At 61.9% G+C, this 15,147-nt stretch carries 10 protein-coding genes; 1 reads left to right on the top strand and 9 read right to left on the bottom strand.

Annotated elements, in window-relative coordinates:
* Together TX88_RS35005 and TX88_RS08110 are read right to left on the bottom strand one after the other, a co-directional pair.
* Positions 1 to 1,455: AAA family ATPase (locus TX88_RS35005; RefSeq protein ID WP_044515955.1), on the bottom strand; the 1,455-nt coding region annotated here is incomplete at its 3' end.
* 89 nt (positions 1,456 to 1,544) lie between these two features.
* Positions 1,545 to 2,510, bottom strand: coding sequence for a mechanosensitive ion channel family protein (locus TX88_RS08110; protein ID WP_044515954.1), 966 nt, complete (start codon positions 2,508 to 2,510; stop codon positions 1,545 to 1,547).
* A 323-nt stretch (positions 2,511 to 2,833) separates the two neighbouring features.
* Between TX88_RS08110 and TX88_RS08105 the strand changes: the two genes are divergently transcribed.
* Positions 2,834 to 4,816: an OPT family oligopeptide transporter gene (locus tag TX88_RS08105; protein WP_044515953.1), complete on the top strand. Its 1,983-nt coding sequence runs from the start codon at positions 2,834 to 2,836 to the stop codon at positions 4,814 to 4,816.
* Positions 4,817 to 4,917: 101 nt separating this feature from the next.
* Here the strand turns inward: TX88_RS08105 and TX88_RS08100 are convergent, their stop codons facing one another.
* The 7 genes from TX88_RS08100 to TX88_RS08070 form a co-directional block, all read right to left on the bottom strand.
* Positions 4,918 to 5,301, bottom strand: coding sequence for a type II toxin-antitoxin system VapC family toxin (locus tag TX88_RS08100; RefSeq protein WP_044515951.1), 384 nt, complete (start codon positions 5,299 to 5,301; stop codon positions 4,918 to 4,920).
* Complete coding sequence (locus TX88_RS08095; protein WP_044515949.1) at positions 5,298 to 5,513, bottom strand: hypothetical protein; 216 nt, start codon at positions 5,511 to 5,513, stop codon at positions 5,298 to 5,300. Before TX88_RS08095 ends, TX88_RS08100 begins: the two co-directional genes overlap by 4 nt.
* Positions 5,514 to 6,111: 598 nt before the next feature.
* The gene (locus TX88_RS08090) at positions 6,112 to 9,048 is read right to left on the bottom strand and encodes a type I restriction endonuclease subunit R (protein ID WP_044515948.1); all 2,937 of its coding nucleotides are present in this window, start codon (positions 9,046 to 9,048) and stop codon (positions 6,112 to 6,114) included.
* Positions 9,048 to 10,229, bottom strand: coding sequence for a restriction endonuclease subunit S (locus tag TX88_RS32745; protein WP_049924870.1), 1,182 nt, complete (start codon positions 10,227 to 10,229; stop codon positions 9,048 to 9,050). The genes TX88_RS08090 and TX88_RS32745 overlap by 1 nt, the downstream gene beginning before the upstream one ends.
* Positions 10,226 to 11,719 (bottom strand): type I restriction-modification system subunit M, encoded by a 1,494-nt coding sequence (locus TX88_RS08080; protein ID WP_044515946.1) that lies wholly within the window; start codon positions 11,717 to 11,719, stop codon positions 10,226 to 10,228. The genes TX88_RS32745 and TX88_RS08080 overlap by 4 nt, the downstream gene beginning before the upstream one ends.
* Complete coding sequence (locus TX88_RS08075) at positions 11,716 to 13,218, bottom strand: type I restriction-modification system subunit M (protein ID WP_044515945.1); 1,503 nt, start codon at positions 13,216 to 13,218, stop codon at positions 11,716 to 11,718. Before TX88_RS08075 ends, TX88_RS08080 begins: the two co-directional genes overlap by 4 nt.
* Positions 13,215 to 14,990: an N-6 DNA methylase gene (locus TX88_RS08070; protein ID WP_049924869.1), complete on the bottom strand. Its 1,776-nt coding sequence runs from the start codon at positions 14,988 to 14,990 to the stop codon at positions 13,215 to 13,217. The genes TX88_RS08075 and TX88_RS08070 overlap by 4 nt, the downstream gene beginning before the upstream one ends.
* Between the last annotated feature and the right edge of the window lie 157 nt (positions 14,991 to 15,147).

Below are 15,147 nucleotides of genomic sequence, written 5' to 3'. Positions count from 1 at the left end.
CGGCGCCCACGCGCTTTCGCGCCTCGCGAGTTCGTCGGCCGCATGTGAGCGCAGAGATTCGGCGGCGACAATCACCTCGGTCAGCGTCGCCTCGGCATGGGCCGCGAGGGCCTCGTCACCGACTGGGAACTTCCGGGCGGCGGAGACCGCGTCGTTGTAGGTCGCAAGCGCTGGGAGTTCGACGCCGGGAGCCGCAGCCGCGGTGGAGAGCTCCTGAATCATCGTGGTGAGGGCCGACCGTGCGGTTTTGAGTTGCATTGCGGTGGCGCGGTATTCGTCCAGCAGGTCCTCGCTGCTGGCGATGGTTTCCTGCGCGGCGGTGGCCCAGTCGGCGTCGAGGCGGCCCTGTGCGCACACGGGGCAGTCGGTGTCGCCGCCCTGGTCGTGGAACCGCAGCGCAGTGCGCAACAGCTCGACGCGTTGGCTGGTGAGGTCGATCGCGGTGGTCGCGGTCTCGGCGGCGGCTTGTACCGCTGCACGGAGCTGCCGGGTCGCGTCCTCGACGGTGTCGATAGCCGGCGTCTCCAGCTGAGTCAGGGCGCGCAGGGCAGGCGCGACGTCGGATTGAGCCTCCCCCGCTCCGGTCGCCAGGGCGCGGACATCGTCAAGGGGCACCGCGCGTTTGCGTAGGAGTTTGGCGGCGCGCTCGGCGCGTTCATCGGCGTGTCCGGCGAGTGCGCTCTGCACACGTTTGCGTTCGGCATCGGCGGCATCGCTGGCGGTCTTGATCGCCTTGTGGCGTGTGGTGAGGATCTTCTCGGTGTCGGCGAGCGCGTCGAGGCCAAGCAGTTTGGCCAGCGCGTCGTACAGCGCGGACGGCCCGCCGTCGAAGAGCCGACCGAGCTCCTCATAGGACAGCAGCGGGCGGTGCAGTTCCAGGGCCCGCGACCACCCGAGGGCATCCGTGCCGTTGACCCGCTTGCCTCCGCCGGCCTGCGTCCAGGTCGTGCAGTTCTCCAGTTTCTCGCCCTGGTCCCATCGCACTCCCACGGTGAAGGGCTCGGCCGCTTCGCGGGTGAACCCGACCTCGATCTCGCATGGGTCGGGGTGGTGGAGGTTCTGCCAGGCCTCCGACCACAGGCTCTCCTTCTTGTTGAACCAGCGGTAACTCGTGCCGGTCAGGGTCAGCTCCAGCGCCTCGGCGAAGCTGGACTTTCCCGAGCCGTTGCGTCCGCTGACCACCATCAGGCCCGGCGCGGGAAACAGGTCCAACCGCGCAGCTGGGCCGACGCCACGGAATCCAGAGACCGAGATCGAGCTGAGAAATGTTGCAGCCGTGCCTGTTTCTGTTTTCTCGCCCGCACCGCCCGACACCTCGGCCAAGGCGCTGAGCACGACGTCCTTGGCCCCGTCGGACAACGCGTCGTCGTTTCCGAGCAATTCCAAGATGACGTCATGAACGGACTGTTCAGCACCGGCGGCGGCCTCGAGCCCCGCCCCACCCTCTTGCGGCATGCAAAGATTTAACAGGCTGCGCCCGACAAATTTGTCAGGATCGTCAGTTGGGGTGCACTCAAGGGTGAGACGCAGACCGACCCGGCCAATTACGCGCCGTTAGTCTCCTTACCGCCGACATAGGCGTGAATGCGTCCCTGCGGGTAGGGCAGGTCGATGCCGTTCTCGTCGTAAGCGCGCAAGATCTCCCGGCGAAGCTTGCGCTGCACTGACCACTGCGCGTTCGGCCGGGTCTTCAGCGTCATCCGCAGCGTGAGCTGGTCCGCAGTCAGCGACTGCACACCCAGCATCTCCGGTTCGCCGATGACCTTGCCTGCCATCGACGGGTCGGCGACGACTTCATGGGCGGCTTCCACGGCGACCTGCTCGGCGCGGTCCACATCCGCGGTCAGCGAGACAGGCACCTCGATCCGAGCGACCGCGTAGTCCTGGCTCATGTTCCCGACGCGCGCGATCTCGCCGTTGCGGACGTACCAGAGCGTGCCGTCGATATCGCGGACCGTGGTGATCCGCAGACCGACGCTCTGCACCTCGCCGGACACCTCGCCCAGGTCAACGTTGTCACCGACGCCGTACTGGTCCTCCAGCAGCATGAACACGCCGCTGACGAAATCGCGGACCAGATTCTGGGCGCCGAAGCCGATCGCGAGGCCGACCACCCCGGCCGAGGCGATGAACGGCGCGATGTTGACCCCGAGCACGCTGAGGATCGCCAGCACGACCCACACCAGCAGCACGATGGACGTCGTGGACTTCAGGACCGATCCGATGGTCTGGGCGCGCTGCTGGCGGCGTTCAGCCGCCCGGATGCCGTTGGTCGTGGCCGAAGCCCGGTCGCGCAAGTAGCGCAGCAGCGGAGGTTTTTTTGCTTGCCCTTCCAGTTCTGTGCTACTGGACTTCTTGGGCCTGCCGGTGGTCGCACGGTCGATCATCCGATGCAGCAAATACCGGATGATTAACGCAACGACGATGTACGCCGCGACTCGAACCGGGACCTCGATGAGCCAATGGCGATTGGTATCAGTCCATTCGAAAGCCAGGTTGTACACAGCCATATTTTCGACCGTACGGCAGAACTGACGTAAGCGTCGAATGCGCGAAGGCGACTTGCGCGCCGGTCCGACCAATTCGCTTTTGCGATAAGCATTTTCGCGCTGCACAAATATGGGCAGACCCCGCCCTGCGCGAAAACGCTGGTCAACGGCCATCAGAAGCCCGTTGTTGCAGTACGCCGCCGGATTGCTCAGCCCGTTGGATTCGCTCGTGTCTGTGAGCCGATCACACAGCGATACCGCCTCCGAGTACTTACCGTGTATTCACCGAATCGTCGGGTTCGCAGGACCGGCGTGTAAGCAGCAGCAACCGAGAGGATGCCGAGTTGGCCGTCGCAGAACCCACCACCCCGACGCTGCGCGAACTGACCCTCCGCGGGATCCTGCTCGGCGGGGCGATCACGCTGGTGTTCACCGCCGCCAACGTCTACCTCGGGCTCAAAGTCGGCCTGACCTTCGCCACCGCGATCCCGGCCGCGGTGATCTCCATGGCACTGCTGCGCAACTTCGCCAACCACTCCATCGTGGAGAACAACATCGTGCAGACGATCGCCTCGGCGGCGGGCACGCTCTCGGCGATCATCTTCGTGCTGCCCGGCCTGATCATGATCGGCTGGTGGACCGGGTTCCCGTACTGGATCACGGTGGCGGTGTGCGCGGTCGGCGGGATCCTCGGCGTGATGTACTCCATCCCGCTGCGCCGGGCCCTGGTGACCGGGTCGGATCTCCCCTATCCCGAAGGCGTGGCCGCGGCCGAGGTGCTCAAGGTCGGCGACAGCAGCGGCGGTGTCGAAGAGAACCGTGTCGGGATCCGGGTCATCGCGTTCGGCTCGCTGGTGTCGGCCGGGTTCGCGCTGCTGGCCAACCTCAAGGTGCTCGCCAATTACGTGGCGGCGTATTTCCGGGTCGGGGCCGGCGGTTCGATGTTCGGCGCCAGCCTGTCCCTGGCGTTGGTCGGGGTGGGGCATCTGATCGGGATGACCGTGGGCATCGCCATGCTCGTCGGACTGGTCATCTCGTTCGGGGTGCTGCTGCCGATCCGCACCATCGGCACGTTCGGGACCGACGAGTCGGTGGCCGATGTCATCGACGGGGTGTTCGTGCACGAGGTCCGGTTCATCGGGGCCGGGGCGATCGCGGTGGCCGCGGTGTGGACGCTGCTGAAGATCCTGCGCCCGATCATCAAGGGCATCCGCGAGGCGCTGACCTCGGCGCGTGACCGCCGGCAGGGCCAGCTCGTCGACATCACCCAGCGCGACATCCCGTTCCCGATCGTGGTGGGCATCGCGGTGGCGATGCTGATCCCAATTGCTGTGCTGCTGTGGGATTTCAGTCATTCGACCGTGCTGCACGGCAGTTCGACCGGGATCATCGTGGCGAGTGTGGTGTTCATCTTCATCATCGGCCTGGTGATCGCCGCGGTGTGCGGGTACATGGCCGGTCTGATCGGTTCGTCGAACAGCCCTATCTCCGGCGTCGGCATCCTCACGGTGCTCATCGCCGCACTGCTGATCAAGCTGGTGTACGGCCCGACCTCCGACGACGGATCCCTCGCGCTGGTGGCCTTCACCCTGTTCGTCGCGGCCATCACGTTCGGGGTGGCCACCATCTCCAACGACAACCTGCAGGACCTAAAGACCGGTCAGCTGGTCGGCGCCACGCCATGGAAACAGCAGGTGGCGTTGGTGATTGGCGTGCTGTTCGGTTCGGCGATAATCCCGCCGGTACTCGATCTGATGCAACGGGCGTTCGGGTTCCTGGGCGCACCGGGCGCCACCGATCACGCGTTGGCCGCACCGCAAGCCGCCCTGATTTCTTCACTGGCCAAAGGCGTGTTCGGCGGATCCCTGGACTGGTCGCTGATCGGGCTAGGCGCGGCGATCGGGGTGGTGATCGTCATCGTCGACGAAATCCTGACCCGCACAACCCGATTCGGTCTACCGCCGCTGGCCGTCGGGATGGGGATGTACCTGCCGATGAGCCTGACGCTGATCATCCCTCTCGGCTCGCTGCTGGGGTGGTTCTACAACAAATGGGCCGACCGCACCGGTGGGAAGGTGGAACGCAAGAAGCGCCTCGGCGTGCTGCTGGCCACCGGCATGATCGTCGGCGAGAGCCTCTACGGCGTGGTCTTTGCCGGGTTCGTCGCCGGCACCGGGAGTGATGATCCGTTCGCGATCTTCACGGGCAATGACGGGACCTTGGCTGAAGTCCTCGGGGTGATCGGGTTCGCGGCCGTGCTCATGTGGTTGTACAAGCGGCCGCAGAAGATCTCGAGCGTCGAACCGCCTGCTTCTTCGCATTTCTAGTCGATCTGGCGATGTCGTGGCAGCTTCCATGCCCCGCCGGCCCGTCCAACGCCTCGGATTGCGGTCAGTATTGAGCAGTAATCCGAGGCGTATTGCGACGCTTACCGAGGCACAACCGTGATGGCGCACCGCGGTCCGGTGGCCCCAGACAGCCGTGAGTCCGCGGTCGCCAACGCACAGTCCAAGTTCTCGGCAACCGCGACATACATTGCGTCGTAAGCCGTTACCGTCATCCGCAGCTCCCAGACACGTTCCAGAAGCGGTGCAGCGGCGTACCGAATCAGCCCGAGTCTTCGCCAGACACTCAGAGCCTGACGCGCATCCCCCGCACCCAGCAGTCCGGCTGCGGCTTGCCGACGCAGCACACTGACAACTTCCACGTCCACCAGGTGCGGTACATGAATCGCTTCGGCAGCAAGAAGTCTCCGGGCCGGCCCGTCATGCAATAACGCAGAGACTGCTGCCGACGCGTCGAGGACGATCACCTGCGTTCGGATTCCAACTGCTCGACGATCGTCTCCGCGGGGATGTCGAGATCGGGCAACGTGGCAACCAGCGCCGCGTTGTCGACTCGGCGGGTTGCAGCGTCGAGTTCCCGGATCGCGACCGCAGTCACTGACGTGCTCGCAGCACGCGCCATCCGTTCGAGTCGATCCATGACCTCGTCGGGGACATTCCGCAGATGCAGAGTTCGCACGGTCTCAGCGTACGCTGATCGCTTGCCTTCAGCTAGCAGATTGCTAGCTGCGGGGTACCCATCCCATTTACCCCGCATCGTCGAGGTCCCAGCGCTTGTTCACAACAGGTATCTCGTTCTAGCTATCAAGTCCACCAACGGATCTAGCGAAAATGCCGTCGCCATCAGCCCACTGGCAGGACGCCACGCGACATACGTTGTTCGCGCCGAATGCGCTCAGGCGGAGTGGAAGACGCTCTTCGCGAGTCCAAAGTTCAAGGCGCGCCTTCTCGGTGCACGAAAACTACTCTTCACCACCGGCCATGGGCATGGGCATGGGCATGGGCATGGGCATGGGCATGCCGACCAATACAGTACGACGCGCGACAAGATCATCAATCTTCTGGAATGTCACCCCAACGAATTCCGGAAGCTACCTCCGAACATGTAAGTTGCAGCGGACTGCGCGATTTGGCGACCGGGACGCCGGACAATACCAGTTGAACCGGCCCAGGTTTCACTCGACCCGTGGAAGCATCAGTCCTGAATTAACTTGCACACCAGAGAAATTCGATACTAGCAACCTAGAACTCCGAATACCCGACGGATACAGCATGGTTCAGTAGTACTCACGCACATAACCAAGCGCCTTGTCGAACACATCGTTATCCCGGATTTTGAACTGCACGTACAGCGTTTTGCGCAGCGCCTGTCGAACTTCCTGGTCACCTCGAATTGTCGACTGCCAGCCCTCGAACCGGACGCCTCGCACCACTTCATCGATGCGGTTCACGATGTTCTCCACAATGATCGGTGTCTCGTCGGTCTTGAGTGCTTCGAACAGCTCTGTCAGGGCTGCCTTGCCCTTCTCTTCCCTGGGGACCTCGTCAATGGCTTTCTCGGCAGCGACAGTGTCCTTGGCCAGCTCCAAGAGCTCGCGGAGAAAGTCCAGACTGGATTGCTGTATGTCTGAGTATCTCTCGCGCAGGGCGTTGAGGCGCTGGCCAAGCTCAACGAAGACCGGATTGTTGAGGTGTCGGGCGATGCGGGCCGTGATCTGCTGCTCGATCTCCACGACCGGCACGTTCTTGTGCTTGCCGGACATCAGGTCCTCGATCGTCTGCGCGTCGAGAACGATGGTCTCAGTGCCTTCCGGGATCTCAACGTGAATGTTCTCGTTGATCAGCTCGACGGTCTTGGCACCGAGTGCATGCCAGACAAGTCGACCCGTGATATCGGCGGGCCGAACGGACTCGTACACATCGCTGAGCCACTTATAATCGTCTCGGAATGCCTTCAGCATCGGATCGGGGCTGAGTGCCTCCCACAACTGAGAGACCACGCTGTAAGCCAGCCCGAAAGCGTCTTTAGTGGCGTCATCCGCGATCGCGGCCTGCGCCTGAATGAGCCCCTCGTACCCGCCGACCGTCCGGTCGACCCCGGGAAAGAAAGCGATCGCTGCCGCAATTGCAGGGGCGAGCTGGTCCTTGAGTTCCTCGATGTTGGTTACGACCTGCTGGACAGCCGCCTCGTCGAACGCGAGAGACTTGGCGACGTCGTCGAAGATGCCGAGGTAGTCGACGATCAAGCCGTGGGTTTTGTTAGGCGGGTAGACGCGGTTGGTGCGGGTGATGGCCTGCAGGAGCGTGTGATCCTTGAGCGGCTTGTCCAGGTACTGCGTCTGTAGGATCGGGGCATCGAACCCAGTCAGTAGCTTCGCGGTGACGATGATGATCTTCAGAGGATCGGCCGGATCGTTAAAGCGCGCGACGACCTGTTCCAGTTCCTCGGTGCGGGGAGTCCACTGCGCCCACTCCACAGGATCAGTGCGCGATTTCGACATCACGATGGTCGAAGCCTCGGTCGGAAGCATGGTGTCGAGGGCTTCCTTGTAGGCCACGCATGACGCCTTGTCGTAGGCGACGAGCTGTGCCTTGAAGCCTTCGGGCGCGACCTTGGTGGTGAAGTGATCGACAACGTCAGCGGCAATATGGCGGATGCGGTCGGGCGCCTTGATGAGCACCTCGATGGAGGCCGCCTTCTTCGAGAGCGTGATCTTCTCACCCTCAGTCAGATTGCGTTCGACCGCAAGCTCCTCGAAAGCAGCGTCGATCTTCTCCTGGTCGAGGTGGATCTCAGAGAGGCGGGGCTCGAAATGCAGTCGTAGCGTTGCGCCGTCAATAATGGAGTCCTGGAATCTGTATCGAGACAGATAGCCCCCTTCGTCCTCCGCGGATCCGAACCACATGAAGGTGTTGCGGTCGCGTTTGTTGATCGGGGTTCCGGTCAGCCCGAACAAGAATGCGTTAGGCAGCGCCTCACGCATCTTTTGGCCGTAGTCGCCTTCTTGGGACCGGTGAGCCTCATCGACCATCGCGATGATGTTGTGGCGGTCGTCGAGCATGCCGTCGGCCTCACCAAACTTGTGGATCGTAGTGACAATGACCTTGCGCGCACCTTGGCTCAACAACGTCTGCAGCTCCTTGCGGGACTCTGTAGATACAAGTCCAGGTACGTCGGAGGCGTTGAAGGTTCCAGTGATCTGGGTGTCGAGGTCCATGCGGTCGACGACGATCAGGATGGTCGGGTTGGTCAGCTCGGCCGTCGCCCGCAGCTTCAACGCAGTGAACACCATCAGCAGCGACTTACCCGAGCCCTGGAAGTGCCAGATCAACCCTTGCTTGATCTGGCCGTGCAGAACGCGCTCCACGATCAGGTTCGTAGCTTGGAACTGTTGGAACCTGGCGATGACTTTGATCTTGCGGTGCTTTGAGTCAGTCGCATAGATCGTGAAGAACCGGAGAAAGTCCAACACAGCGGCGGGTTTGAGCACACCGTTGACGGCCTCCTTGACGACCTGCAACCCCACCTTGGCCGGCGCATCGGGATCCGTCTCCTCCTCACGCCACGGGCCCCACAGCTCGACCGGCATTCCGATTGTTCCGTAACGGAAGTCCTTGCCCTCGGTTGCGAAGGAGAACACATTGGGCACAAAGAACTGCGGCACGCTGGCCTCGTAGTCGTCGTGCACCTGCGCAGCACCGTCAATCCACGAGTACGCCGCTCGTATCGGAGACTTCGCCTCACCGACGACCAGTGGAAATCCGTTGCACCACAACACCAGATCGAAGCGCTTGGCCACCCGTCCAATCTGATAGGTCACCTCAGTCGAAACCACCCATTGATTGGAGGAGTCGTCCTCCGGATGGTCGAAGTCGATTAGGCGGACCGTGGTGTGCTCGCCGTTCGAGCCAAACGGCATCGACTTCTGCCCGGTCAGCCACGCCATAAACTCCTCGTTTGCCACCACCGGATGCGGAGTCGTGCGCGCCGAGATGAGGATCGCCCGCAGTGCGTAGATGACCTCATCTGCCTTGCGCGGGTCAGCCTCGATTTCAGGGTTCAGCCGAATCAGTGCGTCCTTGACCGACCCCTCAAGTAGCACCTCGTCGGTGCGACGAGGCAACTCGTTCCCAGACAAGATCTGCACGTCTGTCGACTTCACCAGGTCGCGGACGAAGTCGCGCACGCTGTTCGCCTCGTTGAACTGCGACATCAACCACCTCCGAAGATCATGTCCAACAAGGCCGAGTTGAATGCGCCAAGAGCGTTCGCCTCATCGTTGAGCGTCGCGAGGGCTGTCTGAAACTCACTGATGCGGTCCAATACCTCAAGTTGCGCATCCTTGGCAGGAAGCGAAATCTTTCGAGCAAGGTATTGCTTAACGGACAGATTCGCGATGTTGGTTGTCCGCTTCGAGTAGTCACGTGGAACACCGGCCAGCCAGTCTCGGCGGAGACGCCAAAACAGATAGCGCGGTTCCACTAGGTTCTCGGCCGGTCGGAGAAGCCGCTGGAAATCGGTCGGTATGCACGCTCCAACAACGTCGCCCGCAATCACGACTCGGCCGACAAGTTGGGTGAACGTTCCACCGGAACGCTCAAGAACGATGTCACCCGGACGCACCAAACGCGACGCGGCTTGACTCTCAGACACAGAACGAACTGGCGAGCCATCTGTCGTTAGCTCGGGTTCACCGGACGCGTAGACACGTGGTCCCAGCGCGAGTACATCAACGTCATTCTCGCCCTCTGGCGAGCCCCATACGCCACCGACGATGTGCGCACAAAGGCTGTCGATCGCAACTTCTGGCCCTTCGGCTGCGCGATATGTCTCATCCAAGAAAACTCCGAGCGCCGATTCCAACGCGCGCCGTTCTTCTGACAGAGCTCGGTGGTGACTCTCGACGGCCCAGAGGAGGTTGGCGATGCGATCCTGCTCGTCGAGGGGTGGTAGGTCGAACGCGAAGTTGGCAAGATCGCGCCAGTTTGTACGGGGAGACAGGGAGCCAGCCGAGGTACCGAGGGCGTGGTCGAAGAACTCATTCGACATGACGAGAAACGGCAGGAACTCGCTGAGCATCTGGGTCTCGTCAGCTTCGAAGGTGTAGATGTCGCCGGAGCAAATGGCGGCGAACTCAGCGTAGGCAATCTTCCTCTGATAGGCGCGGCGCTTGCCGAACAAGGTCTGGCCCGGCGTCACGCGTCGGATAAAGGTGGTGCCGTTCTCAGTCGATCCCCACCGGCTGATCTTCAGCTCGCCAGGATCCAGGTGTTCCATAGCAATGATCCGGTCAATACCGGCCTCATCAGGGTTGCGCAGGGTCTGATTGACGTTGCGGACTACATCTCCGAAGACGACGCGCTTCCACGCTGACTTGTCGAGGTCGAGTCTCACGCCGTCACCTCCGCTCGGAGCAGAGCGAGTACCTCGGAGATAGCGGTGTCGCATGCCCCAGCCGCGGCACGCCAGTCGGCGACGGCATCGGCGACATCGACCTGCTCGCCTGTCTCAGCGGCCCTCGCTCCCACGACGTACAGCGGGATGGCGAGGCTGTGGTCCTTGCCAGCGATTTGATCGATGGTCGCAACCGCGGCGAACTGGTCGATATCAGTGAACCTGCGGTAAGCATCAACGATCTTTTGCTTGTGAGTGTCGCGAAGGAGCGACTGTGCTTGCTCGCGGGCGACTTCATTGACCGCGTTGATGAATAGCACCTTGCCCTTGTGATCGGCGGGCTTGGTGGCACGCAAAGTGACGACGACGGCTTCCATCGGGCTGTTGTAGAACAGCCCGGCGCCCAGTCCGAGAACGCACTCGATGAGGTCGGATTTCACCAGCGCCTCGCGCATTGTCGTCTCCTCGCGTCGGAAGAGCACGCCGTGCGGGAAAAGGATGGCGGCGCGACCAGTCTTGGGGTCGAGGCTTTTGGCGATGTGCTGGAAGAAGGCATAGTCGGCGCGGCCCTGTGGCGGGACGCCCCACATGTTGCGGCCGTAGGGATCTTTCGCGAAGACGTCACGGCTCCATGCTTTGATGGAGTAGGGCGGGTTAGCGAGCACCACGTCGAAGGTCTCCAGGGCGCCTTTCCTGTTGAGAAACGCGGGACGGGCGAGGGTGTCGCCGTGGACGATGTGGCCGTCGGTGATGCCGTGGAGAAATAGGTTCATTCGCGCAATCGCCGAGGTCCCGTGGTTGAGTTCCTGGCCGTAGAGCCGCACGCTGCGCCACTCCTCTCCGTGGCGTCTGAGCTCGGCGACGGTGGAGATGAGCATGCCGCCGGTGCCGCAGGTCGGGTCGTAGACTGATTCGCCGGGCTGGGGTTCGAGCATGAGGGTCATCAGGTGCACGAGTGTCCGGTTGGTGTAGAACTCCTGGGCGGTGTGGCCGGAGTCGTCGGCAAACTTCTTGATCAGATATTCGTAACCGTTGCCGAGTTCGTCCTCCGGCAGGTTTGCGATCGACAACGTCTTGGTGGAGAAGTGCTCGATCAGGTCCGCCAGGGTGGAGTCGGGTAAGAGGTTCTTGTTGCCCCAATCTCCGTCGCCGAAGACGCCGGGCAGGGTTTCGGGGTTGGCAGATTCGATCGCTCGCATCGCCTGTAGCACGGTCGCTCCGATGTTCTCTGTGACGGACCGGATGTCGTCCCAATGGCAGCCATCAGGGATGGCGAAGCGGTGGTTCTCCTGAAGGTTGGCGAGTTCCTCGTCGCCGTAGGTCTTCATCGCGGCGTCGTGCTCCTCGTCAAAGACGTCGGAGATCCGCTTCAGGAAGACCAGCGGGAAAATGTACTGTTTGTAGTCGCCGGCATCGATGAGGCCCCGTAGCACGATGGCCGCACCCCACAAATACGACTCCAGCTCGCGTTGGCTGATCTGCTTGGTCATGCGCTCAACCCCCACTTGGCCAGCTCCGCTTCCAGTGCAGCGCGAGTCTCAGTGGCCCTGGCATGATCGGCTCCGAGGTTGGTGAGCGCTTCGGCGAGAGTGAGCTTCTCGCCGGCGTCTGCAGGGGCTACGTACAGCGGGATGTTCAGGTTGAAGTCGTTGTCCTCGATCTCATCGAGGCCCACGACGCGGGCGCGGCCGTCAATGTCCATGAACCCGCGGTACGCCTCGAACAGTTCTTGGGAGTGCCCGGGTTCCAGGGTGTTCTGGTTGCGGCCCTTCTTCATCAGGTCCTCGCCGTTGATGAAGAGCACCTTGCCCTTGCGGTCCGCGGGCTTGGCGTGGCGGAGGATCAGCACACACGCGGCGAGACCGGCGCCGTAGAACAGGTTCGGAGCGAGTCCGATGACTGCTTCAATCCTGTCGGCCTTGAGCACGTGGGTGCGGACGCGAGCCTCGGCGCCCGGTCGGAACAAGGCGCCCTGCGGTAGGACTACCGCGACGCGGCCGGTGTTGGGGTTGGCGGAGGTGAGCATGTGCTGGACCCAGGCCCAGTCTGCGTACCCCTTTGGCGGGACACCGCCAAGTTGGCTGCGACCCCACTTATCGATCGCCCATTCACCCTCGCCCCAGTTCTTCAGTGAGAAAGGCGGATTAGCAACGACGCAGTCGAACTGTGCCAGATGATTTCCGGTGTAGAAGGCCGGGTTGCGCAGAGTGTCCTCACGAATGATCTTGAAGTCCTCGACGCCGTGCAGCAAAAGGTTCATTCGGGCAATCGCAGAGGTCGCGAGTACCTTCTCTTGCCCAAATAGCTTACCCCACAATGTCTTTGGGCTACCACCAGCAGACTTGACGTGCTCAATAACCTCGATCAACATACCGCCGGTTCCGCACGCCGGGTCGTACACGCTCTCGCCCTCCTGCGGATCAAGGATGTTGATCAGCAGTCCAACCACCGAGCGCGGCGTGTAATACTCGCCGGCCTTCTTGTTCGACTGGTCAGCGAACCGCTTGATGAGGTATTCGTACGCATTGCCGAACACGTCGGGCGTGACGTTCGCGCTTGACAGAATCTTCGTGGAGAAGTGCTCGATCAAGTCGGCGAGTTTGCGGTCGGGCAGCTTGTCCTTATTGGTCCAGTTGGCGTTGCCGAAGATGCCGTACAGAGTCTCGGGGTTGGCCTTCTCGATCTCGCGAAAGGCTGTCTGCAGCGCGCTGCCGATGTTCTCGGTGTGGTTGCGAACATCGAACCACAGGTTGCCTCCGGGGATGGCGAAGCGATGATTCTCGGCGAACGCCGCGAACTCATAATCGCCATCGGACTCGGCTAGCGCCTCCGCGAACTCCTCGGCGTAGACGTCGTTGATTCGCTTGAAGAACATCAGCGGAAAAATATAGGCCTTGAAATCAGCCTGGTCGATGCTGCCGCGCAACAGATCTGCTGCCTTCCCGAGGTACTGCTCGAGTTCCGGCAATGTGATCCTGTCAGTCGTCACCTGTTCTCCTTGGACTCTTCGCGGCCATTCTGGACGGAGGTACCAAGTGCACCAGCCGGCTCCAGCAGCGCTACGTGGTAACGCAGAGCATCGAGCATGGCAGCAGCGGCGCTGCGCGCGTTGTCTTCAAGGCGCGCAGACCCGGCGAGAACCGAGTGGACCGAGCGCATCGCCTCAGTGATTTCCTGCTGTTCAGTTAGCGGAACCAGCGGCACCTCGAGTTCTTTGATGGGTGCGCGATGGATTGTGGTTCCGCCCTGGAACCGTTCGTTCCACGGGCCAGCCAGAACGATGGCGAGGTACTCCGGGGAGAGCACTTCCCGGTTGGACACCCGAAGCCGGTAGACGCCTGTCGACGGGAGGTGCCCACCTACGTCGTCAACTCTGGCCCGCACGGTGTTCATCGTTGTTACCAGGACGTCCCCACGTTGTGTGAGCTCCGGATAGTCATGGAAAGAAGTGCACAGGCCGGCATTCCGCAGCGTTCCGTCACGGACATCGGAGGCCGTCGCGAAACGGTTCTGCAGCGTGTCAGGTGCGTCAACGTACCGATCTTTCGATCTACCCATCCGAAGCTCGAGTACGTTCTGGTCGATCAAGTTGCTCACCGTCAGCACCCGCGGTTTGGAGGGGTTGCGTAGAACCTCTGTAGGCGTGACGGCCGACTGGAGGTTGTGCACGGTTTCCCTGATCGCCGCCCAACTCGCCAAGTAGTTCCCCGCGATATCCTCGGGGTGATTGTCGGTGCGATCGACCCAACGCTGCGGCAGTAGGACCGAATCCTCGTCGATCAAGTCGGCGACGGTGACATCTACCCAAGGAACGCCATCCCGTGCTTCGGACCTCGTAAGCCAGTCGGCGACATTGTCTTCGGGTGCCGTCGCTCTGGAAGCGTCGATTAGCAGGACAGTTTCATTCGGACGAACATCCGACGGTCGAAGCAACACCCACAATGCCAAGGGGATCGAGGTGTGCGGCAAGAGCTTTCCGGGCAGCCCGACAACCGCTTCAACACATCCTCGACGGATCATCTCGGTACGAATTCGCCCTTCCACACCGCCCCGGAAGAGGGTGCCAACAGGGCCCAACACGTATGCTCGCCCGTCGTCATCGAGATGGGCAATCGCATGTTGCAGCCAGGCGGTGTCAGCGTTTGATCGTGGAGGTAGGCCGAAGTCGAATCTTGGGTCCATCAGCCGTTCGGGTGCGTCCCACTTGAGGCTGAACGGTGGCTCGAGGATCACAGTACGAGCCCTAAGACAAGGATCCGCATCTTCAGTCAGCACGTTGGTACGCGTCAACTCAAGGTCAATACCGTGAAGAACAGCTCGTTGCTCGGCAATGTGAAGTGCTCGAATGCTAATGTCATGTCCGACAATCCGGTCGGGGCTGGCACCACGTTCCACTGCCTCAACGAGCGCTGCGGCAATTCCGCACGCCGGGTCATAAAGCACGCCACCCTTGCAGGACGCCGCCAGCTTCGCCAGCATCGTAGTGGTGCGCGATCCCACAAATCCGAATTCGGCACCGACTTTCCCCTGCGACCTAGCCAGTCGCGCCAGCGAGAAGTCGACCACTTCCGCCAGTTTGGATACGGGTATCTCATCCAATACTCGCTCCAACTGCATCAAGGCAGACGGATCGACGCCCTCAGCCTCGAAAGGCAGAGGGGCACCAGCCTTTCGAGCTACGGCCAGATTCAATACAAGCTCGGCGACAGCCTCGGCCGTGAGGCTTCCGCGAAGAGTGTTGAGAACGGCCCAGACACGCATGCCGAGGCCATCTGCCGAGGACGGAAGAAGTGACTCATTCTTGGTCCTGCTAGCGTGACGCTCGAGCCAGTCGTCAACCTCCGCCCTCGAGAACAGTGGTTTACTGGCGGTGCCGGCGACCGGCTGTGGAAAGTTCTTCCCCCGCCTTCGCCAATTA

This window comes from Mycolicibacterium septicum DSM 44393 (assembly GCF_000455325.1).
Classification (GTDB): Bacteria; Actinomycetota; Actinomycetes; order Mycobacteriales; family Mycobacteriaceae; genus Mycobacterium; species Mycobacterium septicum.
Note: the sequence above shows the minus strand (reverse complement) of the source record. Positions and strands in the feature narration are given on the sequence as shown.

What these genes read in the sequence shown, in the direction of transcription:
- TX88_RS08110 (WP_044515954.1), bottom strand. Translation starts at nt 2,510, where the DNA reads ATGGCTGTGTACAACCTGGCTTTCGAATGGACTGATACCAATCGCCAT.
- TX88_RS08090 (WP_044515948.1), bottom strand. Translation starts at nt 9,048, where the DNA reads ATGTCGCAGTTCAACGAGGCGAACAGCGTGCGCGACTTCGTCCGCGAC.
- TX88_RS08080 (WP_044515946.1), bottom strand. Translation starts at nt 11,719, where the DNA reads ATGACCAAGCAGATCAGCCAACGCGAGCTGGAGTCGTATTTGTGGGGT.
- TX88_RS08070 (WP_049924869.1), bottom strand. Translation starts at nt 14,990, where the DNA reads ATGCGTGTCTGGGCCGTTCTCAACACTCTTCGCGGAAGCCTCACGGCC.